17 protein-coding genes and 2 pseudogenes are annotated in these 18,880 nt (G+C 63.0%); 10 read left to right on the forward strand and 9 right to left on the reverse strand.

Annotated elements, in window-relative coordinates; translation table 11 throughout:
• Position 1: 1 nt before the first annotated feature.
• Entirely contained in the window at positions 2-1,018 is a 1,017-nt protein-coding gene (locus FJV43_RS29240; protein ID WP_239622457.1) for an alpha/beta hydrolase, read from the reverse strand.
• Positions 1,019-1,129: 111 nt separating this feature from the next.
• Between FJV43_RS29240 and FJV43_RS29245 the strand changes: the two genes are divergently transcribed.
• The 8 genes from FJV43_RS29245 to FJV43_RS29280 all read left to right on the forward strand — a co-directional run bounded on the left by FJV43_RS29245 (position 1,130) and on the right by FJV43_RS29280 (position 9,097).
• Positions 1,130-1,780, forward strand: coding sequence for a hydrolase (locus FJV43_RS29245; protein ID WP_239622458.1), 651 nt, complete (start codon positions 1,130-1,132; stop codon positions 1,778-1,780).
• Positions 1,781-1,806: 26 nt separating this feature from the next.
• Entirely contained in the window at positions 1,807-2,097 is a 291-nt protein-coding gene (locus FJV43_RS29250; RefSeq protein WP_239622459.1) for a XapX domain-containing protein, read from the forward strand.
• A complete protein-coding gene (locus tag FJV43_RS29255; protein WP_239622460.1) occupies positions 2,094-3,980 on the forward strand; it encodes an amidohydrolase in 1,887 nt (628 codons plus the stop codon). Before FJV43_RS29250 ends, FJV43_RS29255 begins: the two co-directional genes overlap by 4 nt.
• A gap of 1 nt (position 3,981) precedes the next feature.
• Positions 3,982-4,449 carry a DoxX family protein gene (locus FJV43_RS29260; RefSeq protein ID WP_239622461.1) on the forward strand — a complete coding sequence of 156 codons (468 nt, stop codon included), beginning with the start codon at positions 3,982-3,984 and terminating at the stop codon, positions 4,447-4,449.
• Positions 4,446-5,378: a glyoxalase gene (locus FJV43_RS29265; RefSeq protein ID WP_239622462.1), complete on the forward strand. Its 933-nt coding sequence runs from the start codon at positions 4,446-4,448 to the stop codon at positions 5,376-5,378. Before FJV43_RS29260 ends, FJV43_RS29265 begins: the two co-directional genes overlap by 4 nt.
• A gap of 14 nt (positions 5,379-5,392) precedes the next feature.
• A complete protein-coding gene (locus tag FJV43_RS29270; protein ID WP_239622463.1) occupies positions 5,393-6,814 on the forward strand; it encodes an alginate export family protein in 1,422 nt (473 codons plus the stop codon).
• Between the two features lies 1 nt (position 6,815).
• Complete coding sequence (locus tag FJV43_RS29275; RefSeq protein WP_239629658.1) at positions 6,816-7,496, forward strand: YoaK family protein; 681 nt, start codon at positions 6,816-6,818, stop codon at positions 7,494-7,496.
• 332 nt (positions 7,497-7,828) lie between these two features.
• Positions 7,829-9,097 carry an adenylate/guanylate cyclase domain-containing protein gene (locus FJV43_RS29280; RefSeq protein ID WP_239622464.1) on the forward strand — a complete coding sequence of 423 codons (1,269 nt, stop codon included), beginning with the start codon at positions 7,829-7,831 and terminating at the stop codon, positions 9,095-9,097.
• A gap of 68 nt (positions 9,098-9,165) precedes the next feature.
• On the opposite strand, the gene FJV43_RS37270 is transcribed toward FJV43_RS29280, so the two are convergent.
• A complete protein-coding gene (locus FJV43_RS37270; protein WP_345946105.1) occupies positions 9,166-9,870 on the reverse strand; it encodes a hypothetical protein in 705 nt (234 codons plus the stop codon).
• A gap of 11 nt (positions 9,871-9,881) precedes the next feature.
• On the opposite strand from FJV43_RS37270, the pseudogene FJV43_RS29295 reads away from it, so the two are divergent.
• Both FJV43_RS29295 and FJV43_RS29300 read left to right on the forward strand, forming a co-directional pair.
• Positions 9,882-10,750 (forward strand): annotated as a pseudogene (locus FJV43_RS29295) (IS21 family transposase); the annotation flags it as partial.
• A pseudogene (locus tag FJV43_RS29300) lies at positions 10,750-10,845 on the forward strand (IS21-like element helper ATPase IstB); the annotation flags it as partial. The pseudogenes FJV43_RS29295 and FJV43_RS29300, both read left to right, overlap by 1 nt.
• A 374-nt stretch (positions 10,846-11,219) precedes the next feature.
• Here FJV43_RS29300 and FJV43_RS29305 read toward each other — a convergent pair.
• The 7 genes from FJV43_RS29305 to FJV43_RS29335 all read right to left on the reverse strand — a co-directional run bounded on the left by FJV43_RS29305 (position 11,220) and on the right by FJV43_RS29335 (position 18,866).
• Positions 11,220-12,833, reverse strand: a complete 1,614-nt coding sequence (locus FJV43_RS29305; protein WP_239622465.1) for a GMC family oxidoreductase N-terminal domain-containing protein — start codon at positions 12,831-12,833, stop codon at positions 11,220-11,222.
• A 15-nt stretch (positions 12,834-12,848) separates the two neighbouring features.
• Positions 12,849-13,877 (reverse strand): branched-chain amino acid ABC transporter permease, encoded by a 1,029-nt coding sequence (locus tag FJV43_RS29310; protein ID WP_239622466.1) that lies wholly within the window; start codon positions 13,875-13,877, stop codon positions 12,849-12,851.
• 7 nt (positions 13,878-13,884) lie between these two features.
• A complete protein-coding gene (locus FJV43_RS29315) occupies positions 13,885-14,769 on the reverse strand; it encodes a branched-chain amino acid ABC transporter permease (protein WP_035676140.1) in 885 nt (294 codons plus the stop codon).
• A 4-nt stretch (positions 14,770-14,773) separates the two neighbouring features.
• Positions 14,774-15,502, reverse strand: a complete 729-nt coding sequence (locus tag FJV43_RS29320) for an ABC transporter ATP-binding protein (protein WP_239622467.1) — start codon at positions 15,500-15,502, stop codon at positions 14,774-14,776.
• Positions 15,495-16,310 (reverse strand): ABC transporter ATP-binding protein, encoded by an 816-nt coding sequence (locus FJV43_RS29325; protein ID WP_239622468.1) that lies wholly within the window; start codon positions 16,308-16,310, stop codon positions 15,495-15,497. Before FJV43_RS29325 ends, FJV43_RS29320 begins: the two co-directional genes overlap by 8 nt.
• A 12-nt stretch (positions 16,311-16,322) precedes the next feature.
• Positions 16,323-17,618, reverse strand: a complete 1,296-nt coding sequence (locus tag FJV43_RS29330) for an ABC transporter substrate-binding protein (protein WP_239622469.1) — start codon at positions 17,616-17,618, stop codon at positions 16,323-16,325.
• Positions 17,619-17,756: 138 nt separating this feature from the next.
• Positions 17,757-18,866, reverse strand: coding sequence for a class II histone deacetylase (locus tag FJV43_RS29335; protein WP_239622470.1), 1,110 nt, complete (start codon positions 18,864-18,866; stop codon positions 17,757-17,759).
• Between the last annotated feature and the right edge of the window lie 14 nt (positions 18,867-18,880).

The following is an 18,880-nucleotide window of genomic DNA, read 5'->3' on the forward strand; positions in this document are numbered from 1 at the left end:
GCTAGGCCTTCAGGAACGCGAGCAGGTCAGCATTGACCTGGTTGGCATGCGTCGTTGCCGTCGCGTGCGGAGCGCCCGGATAGGTCTTCAGCTTGGCGCCCTTGATCATCTCGGCGGCCAGCTTGCCCGTGTAGGGGAACGGCACGACCTGATCGTCCTCGCCGTGGATCACCAAAGTGGGTACGTCGATCTTGGTCATGTTGGGCCGGAAGTCGGTTTCCGAGAACGCGGTCACGCAATCGATCGTCGCCTTGACCGACGCCTGAAGCGCGATCTGGAGGGTCTGCTTGAATACACCTTGCGATACCTTCATGCCGTGGTTCGTGCCGTAGAAGAGGGCGCTGAAGTCGTCGAGGAACTGCGCGCGGTCCTTGACCAAGCCGGCCTTGATGCCGTCGAACACCGACTTGTCGACACCGTCATGGTCCGAGGTCTTGATGAAGAGAGGAGTCACGGCACTGATCAGGACGAACTTGGCGACCCGCGACGTTCCGTGGCGCGCCACATAGCGCGCGATGTCTCCGCCGCCCATGGAGAATCCGACGAGTGTCACATCTTTCAGGTCGAGGTGCTTGATAAGATCGGCGATATCATCCGCGAACGTATCGTAGTCATAGCCTGTCCATGGCTGGCTCGACCGGCCGAAACCCCTTCGATCGAATGCCACCGTTCGGTAACCACGCTCGGCGAAGAAAAGCATCTGCGCGTCCCACATGTCCGCGCTGAGCGGCCAGCCATGGCTGAACAGGATCGGCTTTCCGCTTCCCCAGTCCTTGTAATAGAGCTCGGTGCCGTCCCGCAATTCAAGCAAGGCCATCGTTCGCTCCTGTGACGAAATATGACCGAACGTGATCCTGCGAGGCGGTTCGGTCGTCCTGCCCTCAAGTTCACGGATGGAGCGCGGATTGGCTTGCACGATCTGCGCGTCGTTTGGACATGCTGGCGATCTCGGACCAGCGCCGCCGATGTGCGCCCGGCAATTCGTCGCACTTGGATGAGTCATCGGGCCGGAATCCAAGCTACGACGAAATCGTCCAAGCGTTGGCCGGTGTTCAGGGGGCACGATGAAGCCACTTGCTCCATTCCCTTTCGCTCGATCGCCTATGCCGATCGCAAGGAGAACCTCTCGATGTCGAAACTCGATATGCTTACCCCCGACAACAGCGCCATCGCGCTGATCGACTATCAGCCGGCCATGTTCCAGGGCGTTCAATCGCATGACCGCCTGGTCACGGTTAACAACGTCCAGATCCTGGCAAAGGCCGCCAAGCTTTTCAAAATCCCGACCGTGCTGACCACGGTGGCCAGGGATTCCTTCTCCGGGCCCTTCATGCCGGAAGTCACCTCGCTGTTTCCGAAGCACGACGTCATCGACCGCACGTCCATGAATTCCTGGCTCGATGGGAACTTCCGCAAGGCGGTGGCTGCCACCGGTCGCAAGAAATTCGTGCTGGCCGGTCTCTGGACCGAGGCGTGCGTGATCTTTCCGACCTTGGACATGCTCAAGGAAGGTTACGAGATCTACATCGCCGCCGATGCCTGCGGCGACCTCTCCCTCGAAGCCCATAACCGCGCCATGGAGCGCGCCATCCAGGCAGGTGCGGTCCCCATCACCTCGTCGCAATACGCCTACGAGCTTCAGCAGGACTGGGCGCGCAGCGAGACCTACGAAGGCATGATGGACATTCAACGCGCGCATTCGCCTTACGGAATCCAGATCCGCTTCTCGAAATGGGCGCTCGGAGAGCACGCCTCCGAAGGAGGCGCGAAAGCCGGCTGAACGTCCTCCAATCGCGGATCACCGTGATGAAAATCTATCTGTTGTCTCTCGGCGCCGGCCTCTTGGTCGGCGTCGTCTACAGCCTTCTCAACGTGCGCTCACCGGCGCCGCCGCTGGTGGCGCTGGTCGGGCTTCTCGGCATCCTCGCCGGCGAACAGATCGTCCCCGTAGCCCGGCAGCTGCTGTCCGGACACGGGCTGGCGTCGGCGTGGCAGCAGGCCAAGTGCGCTCCGCACATGTTCGGCCTGCTGCCCGGACGTCAAACCGACCAGTCGAAAAATGCCGCCCCGGCAGACGGCCTGGAGAAACATTCATGACCTCCGCACCCGATATCATCCTGCATCGCGGTCTGTTCACGACGCTCGATCGCTCGAACCCGACGGCTTCGGCGGTCGCGATCGCCGACGGCCGCTTCGTCGCGGTCGGGCACGATCATGACGTGATGAAGCTGGCCGGGCCGTCCACGAAGATCGTCGATCTCAGGGGACGGCGCGTTTTGCCCGGCTTGATCGACAACCACCTTCACATCATCCGCGGCGGTCTGAACTTCAACATGGAATTGCGCTGGGACGGGGTACGCTCGCTCGCCACTGCGATGGACATGCTGAAGCGGCAGGTCGCGGTCACGCCGCCGCCGCAGTGGGTGCGGGTCGTCGGCGGATTCACCGAACACCAGTTCGCGGAGAAGCGGCTTCCGACGATCGACGAGCTCAATGCCGTGGCACCCGATACGCCGGTCTTCCTGCTGCATCTCTACGATCGGGCCATCCTGAACGGCGCGGCCCTGCGTGCAGTTGGTTATACGAAGGACACGCCCGAACCGCCCGGCGGCGAGATTATGCGCGACGTCAAGGGCAACCCGACGGGTTTGCTGCTGGCCAAGCCCAATGCCAACATTCTCTATGCGACCCTCGCCAAGGGGCCCAAGCTGCCCTTCGACTACCAGGTCAACTCGACCCGTCATTTCATGCGGGAGTTGAACCGGCTGGGCGTGACCGGCGCGATCGATGCCGGCGGCGGATTCCAGAACTATCCGGAAGATTACGCTGTTATCCAGAAGCTGAACGACGAAGGTCTCCTGACGATACGGTTGGCCTACAACCTCTTCACCCAGAAGCCCAAGGGCGAGAAGGAGGACTTCCTGAACTGGACGAAGACCTCGAAGTACAAGCAGGGCGACGACTATTTCAGGCACAACGGCGCCGGCGAGATGCTGGTGTTCTCGGCCGCCGACTTCGAGGATTTCCGGGTGGCGCGTCCGGACATGCCTGCGGAGATGGAAGGCGAGCTTGAGGAGGTCGTACGCGTCCTCGTTCAGAACAAGTGGCCGTGGCGGCTCCATGCGACCTACGACGAGACAATTTCGCGGGCCCTGGACGTGTTCGAGCGCGTCGATCAGGACATGCCGCTGGAAGGGCTGCACTGGTTTTTCGATCACGCCGAGACGATCTCGGACCAGTCGATCGATCGCATCGCGGCGCTCGGCGGCGGCATCGCCGTGCAGCACCGGATGGCCTATCAGGGCGAATATTTCGTCGAACGCTACGGGCTGGGTGCGGCGGAAGCGACGCCGCCGGTCAAGAAGATCATCGACAAGGGCGTCAAGGTCTCTGCCGGCACTGATGCGACGCGCGTGGCTTCCTACAATCCCTGGGTCTCGTTGTCATGGCTGGTCACCGGCCGGACCGTCGGCGGACTGCGCATCACGCCGCAGCGCAACTGTCTGGATCGCGAGACGGCGCTGCGGATGTGGACCGAAAACGTGACGTGGTTCTCGAACGAAGAGGGTAACAAGGGCCGGATCCAGGTCGGCCAGCTCGCCGACCTCGTCGTCCCCGACCGCGACTACTTCTCCTGTAGCGAGGCCGAGATCGCCGATACGACCGCGCTGTTGACCATGGTCGGGGGAAGGATCGTGTTTGGTGCGGGAGACTTCTCCAGGCTGGAGAGTGTCACTCCGCCGCCCGCGATGCCGGACTGGTCACCGGTCCGCCGCTTCGGCGGGTACGCGGCCTGGGCCGATGACAAGGCACAGACGAAGGATACCAGCCTCGCGATGAAGGCCACGCAAATGTGCGGCTGCGCCAACTCATGTGGCGTCCATGGACACGACCATGCGGCGGCTTGGTCGAGCCGGCTGCCGGTCTCCGATCTCCGAAGCTTCTGGGGCGCATTGGGATGCGCCTGTTGGGCGGTCTGAGATGCAGGCCAGCGCCGCACCTGGCTGGATTTCCACAATCTTGCGCTGGCCGCTGCTGTGGCATGCGGCCAGATTGGCCTTGGTGTCCGCCTACATCCTCGGCGGTTTTGCCAAATTGCTCGACTTCGCAGGGGCGGTGGCCGAGCAGGAACACTTCGGCCTGTATCCGGGCTGGCTGTGGGCCGCCGCCGCCATCGTGGTCGAACTCGGCGGGTCTCTGCTTGTTGTCATGAATCGTTTGGTGTGGTTGGGCGCTGGCGGGCTCGGCGTTTTGACGTTCGTCGCGATGCTTACCGCGAACGCCTTCTGGACGATGGGAGGCCACGAGAGATTCATGGCAACAAATGCCTTCTTCGAACATCTCGGGTTGATCGCGGGCCTCGTCATAGTATCCATTCTTTCCGACGAGGCCTCTCTCCGTCCGAACCGCACTGCGCGACCTCAAGCCGCCCAAGGAATGCCTCAATGAAATCGATTAGTGCCATCGCTCTCGTGGCGTTTACCGCAATTGTCGCTGCGAACACGCCGGTCATCGCAAGGGACGCAACGAGGTCCAAGGACGCGGCGGTTGCCGTTGCCCCTCAGTACGACACGACCCACGTCTACGTGGCGCCTGAGGACGTGGACAGGTTCGCGGCAAGCTTCCTGGCGACCTTTGGCGGCAAGAGCACCAAGCAGGTGGTGGCGACGGTTACGCCCACGCCGAGCAGCACCACGTCACAACTGCTGCAGACGCCCGTCGGCACCGTCTCGCTGTTCGGCTTCAAGACGCCGATTCCATATCCGTTTGGCGCCGAGCGCAACGGCTACCTGGTCGCAGACATGGACGAGGCGATCAAAGCAGCGCGCGGCGCGGGCGCTGACGTGATCGTGTCCACCTTCCCGGATCCGATTGGGCGCGACGCCGTGGTCCAGTGGCCGGGCGGTATCAACTTGCAGCTCTACTGGCATACGACGAAGCCCGACTACGCTGCCTTCGAGCGAATTCCGGAGAACCGCGTGTACGTCTCTCCCGACAGGGCCGCTGCTTTCACCCGGAGTTTTCTTGCATTCTCCCGCGGCAAGGTCGTCTCGGACGACGCGAAGGCGCCCGGCTTGGAGATCGGAAGATCGGATGTGACCTACAGGCGCATCCGGATCGAGTCCCCATTCGGGAAGATGGTTGTATTGGTCACGGACGGTCATCTGCCCTATCCCTACGGCCGGGAGACGACGGGTTATGAAGTGGCCGACCTCTCTTCGACGCTCGGCAAGGCAAAGGACGCCGGCGCAACGGTGCTGGTCGAATCCTACACGTCAAGCGGTCGCTCTGCGGCGTTCGTCATGTTCCCCGGCGGGTACATCGCCGAGATCCACGCGCTTGGCCCGAAGAGTGCATCGCGGTCGGACGGCAAATGAGGTGACGTCTGCCGATGTTGGCACGGGTCGATATGCGTAACTTCCGGATCGTTCTGACGCTTGCGACCCTTGGCGCCGGCATCGGCTTCGCGCGGGCCGAAGACGGGGACGCTGCGGTCCCCAAGAGGCCCGCGATCCAGGCGAACCGCTGGGCAGAGGACTGGTCGGTCCTCGCCGATCCCAGGTTGCGGACCGAACCGTTTGACGGGCTCAAGTACATCCCGCTTTGGGCGAGCGATCCGAAAAGCTACGTCTCGCTGGGGGCCACACTGCGGGAACGCTTCGAGACCAATAGCGCGTCGGCGTTCGGCACCGGCAACACGCCCTCGGACAGCTATCTCATACAGCGTTTGCAGGTGCACGCCGACATTCACTTCAACGAGAACTGGCGAGTCTTCGTTCAACTCGAGGACGATCGGGCCTTCGACAAGCTGAGCGTCTCTCCGGTCGACCAGGACCGTGCCGACCTGCGCCTTGCCTTCCTCGAGTATGTCAACACATTCTCGGGCGGGACCCTGAAGGCGCGCATCGGACGACAGGACTTCGCCTTTGACCTGCAGCGCTTCGTATCGTCGCGGGATGGACCCAACGTGCGACAATCATTCGATGCGATCTGGGCGGATTGGGAGACCGGCGTCTGGCGCTTCATCGGCTTCGTCAGCCGTCCCGTCCAATACTTTGATGTACGTCCCTTCGATGACACCTCGAACGATAATTTCCGCTTCAGCACGCTCCGGGTCGAGCGGAAGGTCTTGGGTGACAACGAGCTGTCGGGCTACTACTCGCTGTACGAGCGCAAGGCCGCCAGATATATCGATGCCTTGGGCGACGAAAGCCGTCACATTCTGGATGCAAGATTCGCAGGAAAGTCCCAACAGTTCGACTGGGATCTCGAAGCCATGGGGCAGGCGGGGCAGGTGGGTACGAAGGACATTCGTGCCTGGGCCGTCGGTACGCGAATTGGATACACTTTGTCCGGTGTTCCCTGGCTGCCGCGCATCGGCCTCCAGTTCGACGCTGCGTCGGGCGACCATCACTCCGGCGACGGCACGCTGGGAACGTTCAATCCGCTCTTCCCGAACGGCTATTATTTCACGCTGGCCGGCTATACGGGATACGCGAACATCCTTCACTTCAAACCCTCCATAACCGTCAGTCCGGCGGACCGGCTGAAGGTGATGGGAGCGATTGGCTTGCAGTGGCGCGAAACGACGGCCGACGCGATCTACGTCCAGCCCAGCGTGCCGATAGCGGGGACCGCCGGCAAGGGCAGCAACTGGACGGGAGCCTACGGTCAGCTTCGCGTCGACTACGCGTTCAACGACCACCTGACCGGCGCGATCGAGGCGGTGCATTTCGACGTCGGCGACACGATCATTCGCGCTGGTGGACACACCAGCAACTATCTGGGTGTCCAGCTTCAATATGGTTGGTGATATGCCACGCAATATACTTTTGCTTCCGCTCCTCATGAGCCTGAATGCCGGCTTCGTCGACACCGCCGGTTTTCTTGCGCTTCAGGGGCTGTTCACTGCGCATGTCACCGGCAATTTCGTCACCTTCGGCGCGGCCATGGTGCTGGGGACGTCCGGTGGCCTAGCGAAGCTGCTCGCTCTCCCGGTCTTCTGCTTCGTAGTTGTCGTCACCAGAATCTTGAGCTTCTATCTCCCGGCAATGGGACTTCCGATCTTCCGCTCGATGCTGGCCCTCAAGACGATACTTCTGGCGGTGGGCGGTGCGTGCGCCGTCTATTTCGGACCATTCACGCAGGGCGATAGCTGGCAGGCGATCTGCACCGGCATGGTTCTGGTTGCCGCCATGGCCATCCAGAATGCCGCGCACCGCATCCATATGGGTACCGAACCTCCCAGCACGTTGATGACGGGCACCACCACCCAGATCATGATCGACGTCGCAGACGTTTTTCGCGGTGCGCCAGCGTCGGTGCTGACCGTCGCCAAGCCGCGGCTCGGCAAGATGGCAGCGAGCGTCGCTGCCTTCGCATTGGGATGCGCAGCCGGCGCCTGTCTCTACGCGAAGTTCGGAACGTGGTGCTTCATCTTGCCTCCGCTGATCGCGTTACCGGCGGTGTTTCTGGCCGCGGCCGAGCCGAAGTGACGCGGCGTGAGCGATCCGAATTGAAGGACCTGGCGAATGGCTCGGGCCCGGTCGACCCATGTCGATCGGGTACCTGCAGAAAGTCGAGAAGTCGCTGATCAAGAGGCCATCGCATACTGCATCGCTTCGGCCAATCACGAGCGGGCATCGCGACGACGGCCTGCAACGGGTGGTCTAACGGGAACGCGCGATGGTCAACCTTGGCTCCCGCCGTCGAAAGTATGGCCGCCAGCGCATCCGCATTGTCGCCCGGAACGATGGATCCTGCTGTCCGGACATCAAGACCGGCTTCGCGTCGAGAGGTGCGGCAGGCAATGCGCGAGGAAACTGAAATGGCTTCTGAGACTTCCGATCCATCCCCTCGATCCTATCCCCAGTCGGTCACGTTCGTGCGAAGAGCCGGTCCGATCGCGGTCGCCGTGGGCATCGCGGACAATTTCGCCGGGATCGAAAACTGGCTGCTGGAAGAGGCCTCCGCCGAGCGGCAGATGATCGACCTCCTCGTCAAGCTGATCCGTCAGATGAAGGCCGCCGGCTCTTCGGTCGATCGACTTACCCTGCATATCGGCACGCTCCATCCCAAGCTTGTCGGATTCGCATGGGTCTGGAATGCCGACGATGGCTTCTGCGACGAGGTACGGGTCGCCGACGCCGCGGTCGATTCTGACGCCTACAGACTCAATCCGCTGCAACGTATCGTCGAGACCGGCGAGACGATCCGGCGAAGGCCCAGCGAGCCGTCGACGCAGGCGGAATTTCCAATCATGATCGAGCTCGCGGCCGCCGGCATGACCGACTACGCCGCGATTCCGTTGTCCGGCCTGGATACACGCAACGTGATCACCATCGCGACGAAAGTGGCCGGTGGCTTCGCCGAGGCGGAGATAGACTGCTTGATCCACCTTTTCAAACTATTCGCCTTGCATGTGCAGCGGCATAGCGAGTTGAAGATTTCCGAAAACGCGTTGGGCGCGTACCTTGGTTACGGCGCCGCCGCCAAGGTGCTTGAGGGCGCGATCAAGCGCGGCGCGGGAGACTCGATACGCGCCGTGATTTGGGTGTCGGACCTCAGAAATTTCACGAAGATGTCGGACGTTCTGGCTCCGGCCGACATGCTGGTCCTGCTCAACGCCTACTTCGAGGCGATGGTAAGTGCCGTAACCGCTCACGGCGGCGAAATTCTCAAATTCATCGGCGACGGTATGCTTGCCGTCTTTCCGGTGACGGTGGGCGTCGCCGAATCGTCCCGCGCGGCCGTCTCGGCGGCGAGGGACGCGATCGCGCGACTCGAGGTTTTCAATCGGACTATTCGTGTTGCGTTCGACGCCGAAGGCTGCCACCTGCTGCGGGCCGGCATCGTCCTCCACGAAGGTGCAGTCTTTTTTGGTAACGTCGGCGCTCCGGATCGCCTGGACTTCACGGTTATTGGCGCCGCCGTCAACGAGGCCTGCCGCGTGGAGGCGCTCACCAAGACCATAGGCCGGGACCTGCTCATGACGGAAGCCGTCGCTCGGCACGTTCCACGGGACGTCGAGCATCTCGGTGAGCATCAGCTGCGAGGTATCTCCGCTAGGATGTCTATATACGGACTCGCGGGATGACGAGTCGCCGTCGACCTGTGCGATTGTTTCTGCACTAAGCTCGCGCTGCGGCCTCTCTGCTGACGGTCTCAAGCGTTGGGTAGTCGAGATACCCGGAATCCGAACCGCCGTAGATCCCGAACGGTTTTGGGGAGTTGTAGGGGCCTCCAACTCGAATCCGCGCCGGGAGGTCTGGATTGGCGAGAAAGAGGCGGCCAAAGGCGACTGCATCCGCTTCGCCGGAACTGACGATTTGCTCTGCGTGCTCGGGAGTGATGCCGGTATTGACGATAAGCGGTCCATATCGCGGAAACGATTTCCAGAAGCAACCTGGATCGCCCTTCGGCGTCCCCGCCGTAGTCGTCGGTTCGCAGATTAATGGTCGGAGACAGAAACTGGTGGATGAGATAGCCGTTGGCGCCGTGGATCTCCACGCCGTCGAACCCCGCGCGAATGGCGTTGGCGGCCGCCAGTCTGAATTCGTTCACGGCTCCTTGGATCTCCGCGAGCGACATCGCACGCGACGGTGTGGCGGCGATCCGCACGTAAGCGCCGTTTGCGAGCAGCGCCCATACCTGCAGCCGATCCAGATCGTCGTTAACGCCCGACGGAGACAGCGGTTGTTTGTCCGACAGTAGGCCACGCGCGCTGGCGCGTCCGGCGTGCCAGAGCTGCGCGACGATACGCCCCCCTTTTTCGTGGATCCGATCGACGACGGTTCTCCATCCCTCGGTCTGTTCGCCGGTCCAGAGACCGGACGTCCGATCGAAGGCGCAAGAGCTGAGCGGCACCACGGTGATGGTTCGGCAAAGACCGTCGCTACAATCGCCGCTTCCTGCAGATGTGCAGCCACTACCTGGTCGATCCGGTTGCCTGTACGCCAGCCTCGGGCTGGGAGAAGGGCCAGGTTGAGAACTAGGTCGGACTGGTCCGGGAACGCTTCTTCACGCTGCGGCTGCGGTTCAAAAACCTGGACGAGTTAAACGCCTGGCTGCTGGACAAGTGCATCGCCTATGCCAAGGCGCATCACCATCCAGAGCTGGCCGACCAGACAATCTGGGAAGTGTTCGAAGCCGAGCGTCCCAACCTCGTTCCCTATGCCGGTCGGTTCGACGGCTTCCATGCGGTGACGGCGTCGGTCTCGAAGACCTGTCTGGTGCGCTTCGACAACAACAAATACTCGGTCGCAGCCAGCGCAGTTGGGCGCCCCGTCGAGGTCCAGCCGATCGCATCGTGATCGGTCAGGACGGGCGCATCGTTGCGGAGCATCCACGATGCTTCGGACGCGGCGAGACCGTCTACGATCCCTGGCACTATGTGCCGGTGCTGGCGCGCAAACCCGGCGCCTTGCGCGACGGTGCACCCTTCAAGGACTGGGTGTTGCCGGCAGCGGTCGAGCGGATCCGGCGCAGACTCACAAGCACCGACGATGGCAATCGTCAGATGGTCGACATCCTCAACGCGGTGCTGACTGACGGTCTACCCGCGGTGGAAGCCGCCTGTGCCGAAGCTCTCGGTCATGGCGTCCATTCTGCCGATGTCGTGCTCAACATCCTGGCGCGGCAACGTGAACCTGCTCCACCGGCCAACATCATGACGCCGGCCGCACTGACGCTCCGCCATGCGCCGATCGCCGATTGTGCCCGCTACGACAACCTCCGGATGATCATCTGATGGAACGAACCCAAATCTTCGACCTCATGGGCGAACTCAAGCTCTACGGCATGAAGGCTGCCTTCGACGAGATCATGGCAACTGCCGTCAAGCGTCGCCGAGCATCTGACCCGGATGGACTTCATCGTGCTGGATGAACAGGTGAGGGCAACCGAACTATTTTGACCATCAGAACATTACAACGCTTCCCGTCGCTACACCTTTCCAGGCCAAAAATGTCAACGGGGTGGAGGCCGAAACGTCCCACCGCGATCATGATGTGACTTCGGCTGCTCTGAATGCAGGCAATGCGGCTATTTGCGTAAAGCAGACATTCTGCCGACACGCCAACTGCTTAGGGTCAAATCGGTTCTCGCTTTGCTCAAATTGGACGCAAGTACGTCTCCAATCGTCTGAAAGCAGACGCAGGATTGGAAGGGCTCTGATTCATCCCCGACGATAAGGCCGATCGCTCGTTTGGTTGCAGAATTCATTTGCCGGTACGCTCCACCTGAAAAACGTCGCCATGGCAGATCGCCGCGGCCGCACGCTCGGCGATCAGGATCGTCGGCGTCTGGATGTTGCCCGAGATCATGATCGGGATCACCGAGGCGTCGGCGACGCGGAGGCCTTCGAGGCCATGCACTTTGAAGGTCTGGGGATCGACCACCGCCATCTTGTCGTTGCCCATGCGGCAGGTTGAGGAGGCGTGATACAGCGTGGTGCAATGGCCGCGCACATACTCCGCGATGTCGGCGTCGCTGGTCGCCTCCACGCTCGGCGTGACTTCAGTCTCGATCAGCTCTTTGAGCGGTGACTGCGCGGCGATACGGCGGTTGATGCGCACGCCCTCGACCAGCGTTGCGATGTCGCGGCCACTCGGATCGGATGAGAAGTAGCGCGGGTCGATTGCCGGATATTCCAGCGGATCGGCCGAGCGCAAGGTCAGTTCGCCACGGCTGTTCGGCCGCTGCAATGTCGAGTGCAAGGTGATGCCCGGCTTCGAGGACAGGAAGCGGACGTAGTCACGGTGCGGGCTGATGGCGCCATAGAGCTGCAGATCGGGCTCGACGTCCGGACGGCTGCGGACATGCGCGCCAGCCGCGACCCAGGGCGATGAGCGGGGACCGCTGCGGCTGTCCTGCCATTCCTTCAGGCTGGCCTCGAGGGTCTCGTCGGTCCAGGCGCCGACGCCGATCTTTTCCTTGGTGTAGAAGGTAATGGGGATGTTGATGTGGTCCTGCAGATCCTTGCCGACGCCGGGCAGGTCGTGCACCGGCGTCACACCGACGTTCTTGAGTTCGTCGGCGGGGCCTATGCCCGACAGCAGCAGTTGCTGCGCGGACCCGATCGCACCTGAGGACATCACGACATCGCTCGATGCCTGCGCAGTCTTGAACTGGCCGTTCTCGAGGTACTCGACGCCGGTAGCGCGCCCCTTCTCTATGACCACCCGGATCACGCGTACGCCGGTCTTGACGGTGAGATTGGGCCGCGACAGCGCCGGACGCAGATAGGCCTTGCCGGTGCCGAAGCGCTCGCCCTGCTTGATCACGAATTGGAAGAAGCCAGCGCCTTCCTGGCTCTCGCCGTTGAAGTCGCGATTATGCGCATGACCGGCGGCCTTGGCCGCCTCGAGCCAGAGCTGCTCGTTCGGATCGACGAACGGCACGTGCGCGACATAGAGCGGGCCCTTGGTGCCGTGCATCGGGCTGTCAGTGAAGTCGGCATTGTTCTCAAAGGCGATGAAATCCGGCAGCACTTTGCGCCAGCCCCAGCCGGTGCATCCGGCCTTTTCCCAGCCGTCATAGTCGGAGGGCAGGCCGCGGATATAGATCATCGCATTCATCGCACCGGAGCCGCCGACCATCTTGCCGCGCGGCCAGAACACGCGGCGGCCGCGGCAACCGGCCTGCGGCTCGGTGTAGAAGCCCCAATCGACCGCGGTGTTGAACATCGTCGGCCAGTCTGACGGAATGTCCGACGCCAACGGCGCGGCGCGGCCGGCTTCCAACACCAGCACCTTGCGGGCCGGATCTGCAGACAGCCGGTTGGCCAAGACGCATCCGGCCGAACCGGCGCCCACGATAATCGTATCGTACATCTCTCGCTCCATGGGTCACGCCGGCGTTTCGCCGGACATCTCTGCTGTCATCCCGGGGTTGCGCGTGCGCAAGCGGTCCCAGATGCTCTCAAAGAGGCCGATCAGCCCGTTTGGCATCAGCACCATGACGGCGGCGATGATGATGCCGAGCCCGAGCGACCGGAATTCGCCGATCTCGCGCATCGCCTCGTCGGCGGCCACCAGCACGATGGCGCCGACCAGTGGCCCCCACAGCCGGCCGATGCCGCCCACGACCACCATGGCGATGATGAAGAACAGCTGCGAGAACGACAGCACGCCAGGACCGATCGCGTTGAAATGCGCGGCGTAGAGCCCGCCGGCGAGGCCGGTGAAGAATGCCGACAGCCCGAACACCAGGAGCTGCATCTGGAAGCGGCTGATGCCGCGAGCCATGGCGCAGCCGGGATTGTCGCGCAACGCCCGGAAGGCGAGCCCGATCGGGCCGCGGATGATCGCCCAGGTGAACACCATCGTGATGGCGAACAGCGCCACGACTAGCGCGTAGTTGGCGACCAGGAACTTGGCCTTGAACATCGCGCGCGTGCCGAGATCGCCGAAGCGAGCGAAGCCAACCGCGCCGCCGGTGAGTTGCCGGCATTGGGTGCCGACCATCACGAAGCAGTCCGTGTCGGTGACGATCAAAAGATACATCACCTGCGCGACCGCAAGTGTCAGCAGCGCGGTATAGGCGCCGCTCAGCCGCAGGCAGGCCGCGCCGATCACCAGGCTGAATAGCACGGTGGCAACAGCCGCGAGCGGCATCGCGGCCCAGATGTTGAGGCCGAAATAGAAGCACAGCATCGCGGTGGCGTAGCCACCGAAGCCGAACAGCGCCATCTGCGCCAGCGAGAAAACGCCGGAGAAACCGAACAGCAGGTTCCACTGCGAGGCGACGATGGCATAGAATAGGCCCAGCGTGACCTGGCCGATCACGTAACGGCTGTCGACATAGAACGGCAGCGCGATCGCCGCGGCGAGGACGACGAGGCCGACCAGGAGATGGGCGAGATCTTCGCGTTTCACATGGACCTCACAGACGCCGCACTTCAACCCGGCCGAACAATCCGCCTGGCCGGCGGATGAGCACCAGGATCACGATGGCGAGCAGAGCAGGGAAACCCCATCGCGCGCCGGCCAGGAACTGGACCAGCGCCTCGACGATCGCGAGACCGAACGAGGTGATGATCGCGCCCGGCAGATTGCCGAGCCCTGCCACCACGCACATGATGAAGGCCTTCAGCATCGGATCGGCGCCGAGCGAGGGCGAAAGCTGGGTAATCGATGACACCAAGACACCGCAGACACCGGCGAGCATCCCGGACAGGATCAAGACCTGCAGATAGACCCGCGCGACCGGCACGCCCATCAGCTTGGCGGCATCAGGGTTCTGTGCGGTGGCACGGATGGCGCGGCCCGTTTTGGTGCGGGTCAGGAACAGCGCGGTGGCGCCCATCAGTGCGATGGCGCTGACGACGATGATGAGGTTCTGCCAGGGTAGCGCGAAGCCGCCGAGATTGATCGCGCCGCCAACCGAGAGCGGTTGCCCCAGCGGCTGGCCGCCATAGAGCCGCAGCACGGCATTCTCGAGCGTGAGTGCGACGCCGAAGGTCGCGATCATGATGGTGGTCTCAAAGGTCTCCGGGCTGCGGCGCGACAGCGGGTAGGCGACCAGCGCGAAGATCAGCGCCCCGATCACGCCGCCGACCGCGGTAGCGGCAAGCACCGCAAGCGGCACCGGCAATCCGAGCTGGCTGGCTGCCGTGAAGGCCGCGTAACCGCCGAGCGTCAACAGTGTGCCATGCGCCATGTTGAGCATGCCGAGCGAGCCCCAGACCAGCGACAGACCGAGTGTCGCCAGCGCGTACAGAGCGCCGGTGGTGATGCCAGAGACGAGTACGGGTCCTATGATCTCCACGTCGTCAGCCCCCGAGATAGGTTGCGAGCAGCTCGTCGCGCTGCAGCAGCACGGCCGGCTCGCCCGACCAGACGAAGGCACCGTTGTCGAGCAGATGGATGCGGTCGGCGATGTCGGCGACGCGGGCGGGGTTCTCCTCGACCAGCAGGATGGTGCGGCCGCTCGCCTTCAGCCGCGCGATCACCTCGTAGATCTGCTCGATGATGATCGGCGCGAGGCCGAGCGACGGCTCGTCGATCAGCATCACCGAGCCGTTCATCATCAAGCCGCGGCCGATGCCGACCATGCGCCGTTCGCCTCCGGAGAGGCTGGCGGCAATCTGAGTCTGGCGCTCGGCAAGCTTGGGCAGCAGGGTGAACACCCCCTCGAGCCGCCGCGCCACTGCCGCCTGATCGGAATCGAGATAGGCGCCCATCAGCAGGTTCTCGAGCACGCTCATCCCTGCAAACAACAGATCGCCCTGCGGTACATGGATCACGCCGCTGGATGCCACGCGATGCGCCGGTTGGCCGGAGATCACGCGGCCGTTCAGCGATATCGATCCCTTGCGCACCGGAAGCAGGCCGGAGATCGCACGCAGCAGGGTGGATTTGCCGTGGCCGTTGGGGCCGACGACGGTGACGAGCTCACCCGGATCGACCGACAGCGATACGCCGGTGAGCACGTTACGGCCGTCGTAGCCGGTGACGAGCCCATCGACGACGAGACAGGGAGAGTTCGACGGTTCAACCATGTGCGCTCATCTCGGGCTGTTTGACGAAAAAGGCCTTCAACCGGCTGGTCGCGGCCTTGCCGAGATAGGTCTCGACCACGGTCTGGTCGTCGGCCACCGCCGCGGGCGCGCCTTCGAAGATCGATTTACCATGGTGCATGATCACGACGCGCGTCGACAGCGAGAGCAGGAAGCGCATGACGTGCTCGATCAGCAGGATAGCAATCCCCGAGGCCGAAAGCCGCTTCACGACGTCGGCGATCCGGTCGACCTCTGACGGGCTGAGGCCGCCGACCGGCTCGTCGAGCAGCAGCAATTGCGGCGAGGTCGCAACGGCGCCGGCAATCATCAGCAGCTTGCGGTCGAGCACCGGCAGGTCACGTGCGATGCGTTTGCGCCCCGCAAGGCCGACGAGATCGAGCGCTGTGGCGGCGCTCTGCCTGGCGACACGACTGATGGCAAAACCGGGAAAGCGGCGTTCGCTATGGCCGAAATGCGCGGCCACCTCGATATTCTCCTGCACCGACAGGCTGTCGAAGGCCGCATTGAGCTGAAAGGTACGGGCGATGCCGGCGCGGCACACCTCGTGCGCCGCAAGACCGGTGATGTCACGTCCCGCAAACAGGATGCGGCCGTCGGTGATCGGGGTGACGGCAGTGACGACGTCGAAGAAAGTCGTCTTGCCGGCGCCATTCGGCCCGCCGAGGCCGACCACCTCGCCGGGCCGGACGGTCAAGGAGAGACCGTCCACCGCGCGGAGCGACCCGAACGTCTTTGTCACGTCCTCGCAGACGAGCAGTGGATCGTTCGTCTGGTCAGGAGAGGTCACCGCGCCAGCCTCTCACGCCTTGATCCACGGCGGCAGCTTCATCGCGTCGATGGCGTAGAGCGGAGGCGCGATCAGCTTGGGATCGGTGCGATAATCCTGGTGTTGCAAGAACTGGTGCGCCATCCCGAGCGAGGGATCCTTGACCTGGGTCGGATAGCAGAACGCGGACTGACCCTTCGGATCGGCGTGATAGATGCCGTTGACGCCGCGATAGATCAGCCGCTTCATCGCTTCCGAAACCTTGCGGGTCTGCTCCTTGTTGTTGGGCTCGCTGGCGCCGCCGGCGATCGCTGCCGACAATGCGTAGTGCCAGAGCCCGTCATAGGTCTGCGAGCCCGTGATGAAGGCAGCTTTGGCGCCGAACTTCTCGCGATAGGTCTTGCGGTAGGCCGCGGAGAATTCATCCGGCAGGCAGCCGATTACGGTAGAATAGATCACGCCGTTGACGGCTTCCTTGCCGATCTCGCGAAACGCCGGTAACGAAGGTCCGTACTGCATGTAGACCAGGCTCTGCGTCGGCTCGGGCAGGAACTGGGTCATGAACTGCGCCAGATCCTGCGGTAGGAAATGCGTCACCGCAATCGCAGCCGGCGGATTCTGGCGCAGCTTGGCGAGCGTAGGTCCCCACTGATTGGTCGGGAAGGGCACCGTCTCGTAGAGCCCGAGCTCGAAGCCGAACTCCGTGAGCCGGTCGCGGATCGCGTTGGCGATCACGATCGAGTACTCGTTGGCCGAGGGGATGATCGCGATCTTCTTGTTCGGCGGATTCCACTGCTTGCTGTCGATCAGCGACTTCAGAAACAGCAGGAAGCCGGGGCCGTAATAGAATTCGGGCGGGTCGCCTTGGAAGCACGAATAATAACGCTGCGGGTCGCTGAGGAACTTGGTGTTGTGCGAGATCAGCGTGTTGTAGTGCACGAAGATGACGTCGTTGTCGGCGGCGACATCCATCTCCACCATGTTGGTGCCGACATTGTAGCCGTTGATGATGGCGCCGGCCGAATGGCGATCGATCAGGCGCTGCATCGCCTGGGTGACGATGTCGGCGCCCATCTCCTTGGTGTCCTCGATCTCGATCTGGATCGGGCGTCCGAGGATGCCGCCGGCGGCGTTAATTTCTTCGGCGGCGAGCGTGAGGCCGTTCTTGAACTCGATGCCATCTGCGGCGGCAAAGCCCGACATCGGCAGTGCCGAGCCGATCTTGACCGGTGCTCCCGCGGCGTGAGCTCCACCGTTCAGGCTCGCCAGCATTGCAATTGAACCTGCGCCGGCGGCAACGCCGCCGAGAAGTGAACGTCGGTCAATCATGATCGTCAGTACCCCTCGTCAATGGCGCGGACAATCCGACGCCTCCCTCTAAAGCAAGAGATGCACGGCGGTCGTTGCTGCACGAACCATGCCATGGCATCCGGCAATCCCGTTCATCGACAACACCATCGAGTGAACTCAGCGCGTGGCAGGAAGCTGCGCCACCAGTGCGGCGGCGGCCTCGATCACTGCGGCTTGATGCGGCTGCAGATCGTTACCGCCCCATGCGGCCATCAGCGGCTCCCAGGGATCGGCCATATGTGTCCGCACACCCGACAGCTCCTCGAGCACCGCAAGCCCGCAATACGGCGCATACATCTCGGAATAGCCGCCTTCATGTGTCATCAGGATGCGGCCGTTGCACAAGGTTTTGGCGGCGGCGAGCAGCATGCGCGTCATCTCGCGATAGGCCGCCGAGGACAGCATCATGCGGCCGAGCGGATCGACACCTGACGCATCGAAGCCCGATGCGACCACGATCATATCTGGCGCAAAGCGATGCAGCGCGGGCAGCACGACGCGTTCGAACGCCGCGCGATAGGCACCGATGCCCGATCCCGGCGGCAGCGGCACGTTGATGTTGTAGCCCTCGCCGGCACCAGCGCCGTTCTCAGCGAGCGCGCCCGAGTTCGGCGGAAATAGATTGTCCTGATGCAGCGAGACGGTGAGCACGCTGGGGTCTTCGTAGAAGATCGCCTGCGTCCCGTTGCCGTGATGCACATCCCAGTCGACGACTGCGACGCGGCCGACCTTGCCCGTCGCCTGCAGATGGCGGATTGCGACCGCTGCATTGCCGAACAGACAGAAACCCATGCCGAGCTCGGGGCGCGCATGATGTCCGGGAGGGCGGACCAGTGCATAGGCATTGGTCACAGCGCCGGATGCGACCGCTTCGCCCGCGACGATCGCGCCGCCGGCCGCGAGTAGCGCGATCTCGTAGCTGCCGGCGCCGAGCGGCGTCAGCTCGCTGGCATCGCCGCCGCCCGCATCGCTGAGGCGCTTGATATGCGCGATATGCTCTGACGTGTGGACGCGGGCGATCTCGGCGACCGTAGCCGAACGCGGCTTGATCTGCACGAGTTCATCGAGCAGGCCGCTGACCTCGACCAGATTGCGGATGCGGCGCTTGGTCTCCGGATTTTCTGCATGGGTCCCTGGCTGGATCGTCAATCCCGGCGGAAACACCTGAGCCCAGTTGCCGGTGTTGTGCCACATGTAAAGTTCATGGCAGACAAACCCAGTAGGCATGCATGCAATCCTTC

This window comes from Bradyrhizobium sp. I71, assembly GCF_022354745.1.
Taxonomy (GTDB): domain Bacteria; phylum Pseudomonadota; class Alphaproteobacteria; order Rhizobiales; family Xanthobacteraceae; genus Bradyrhizobium; species Bradyrhizobium liaoningense.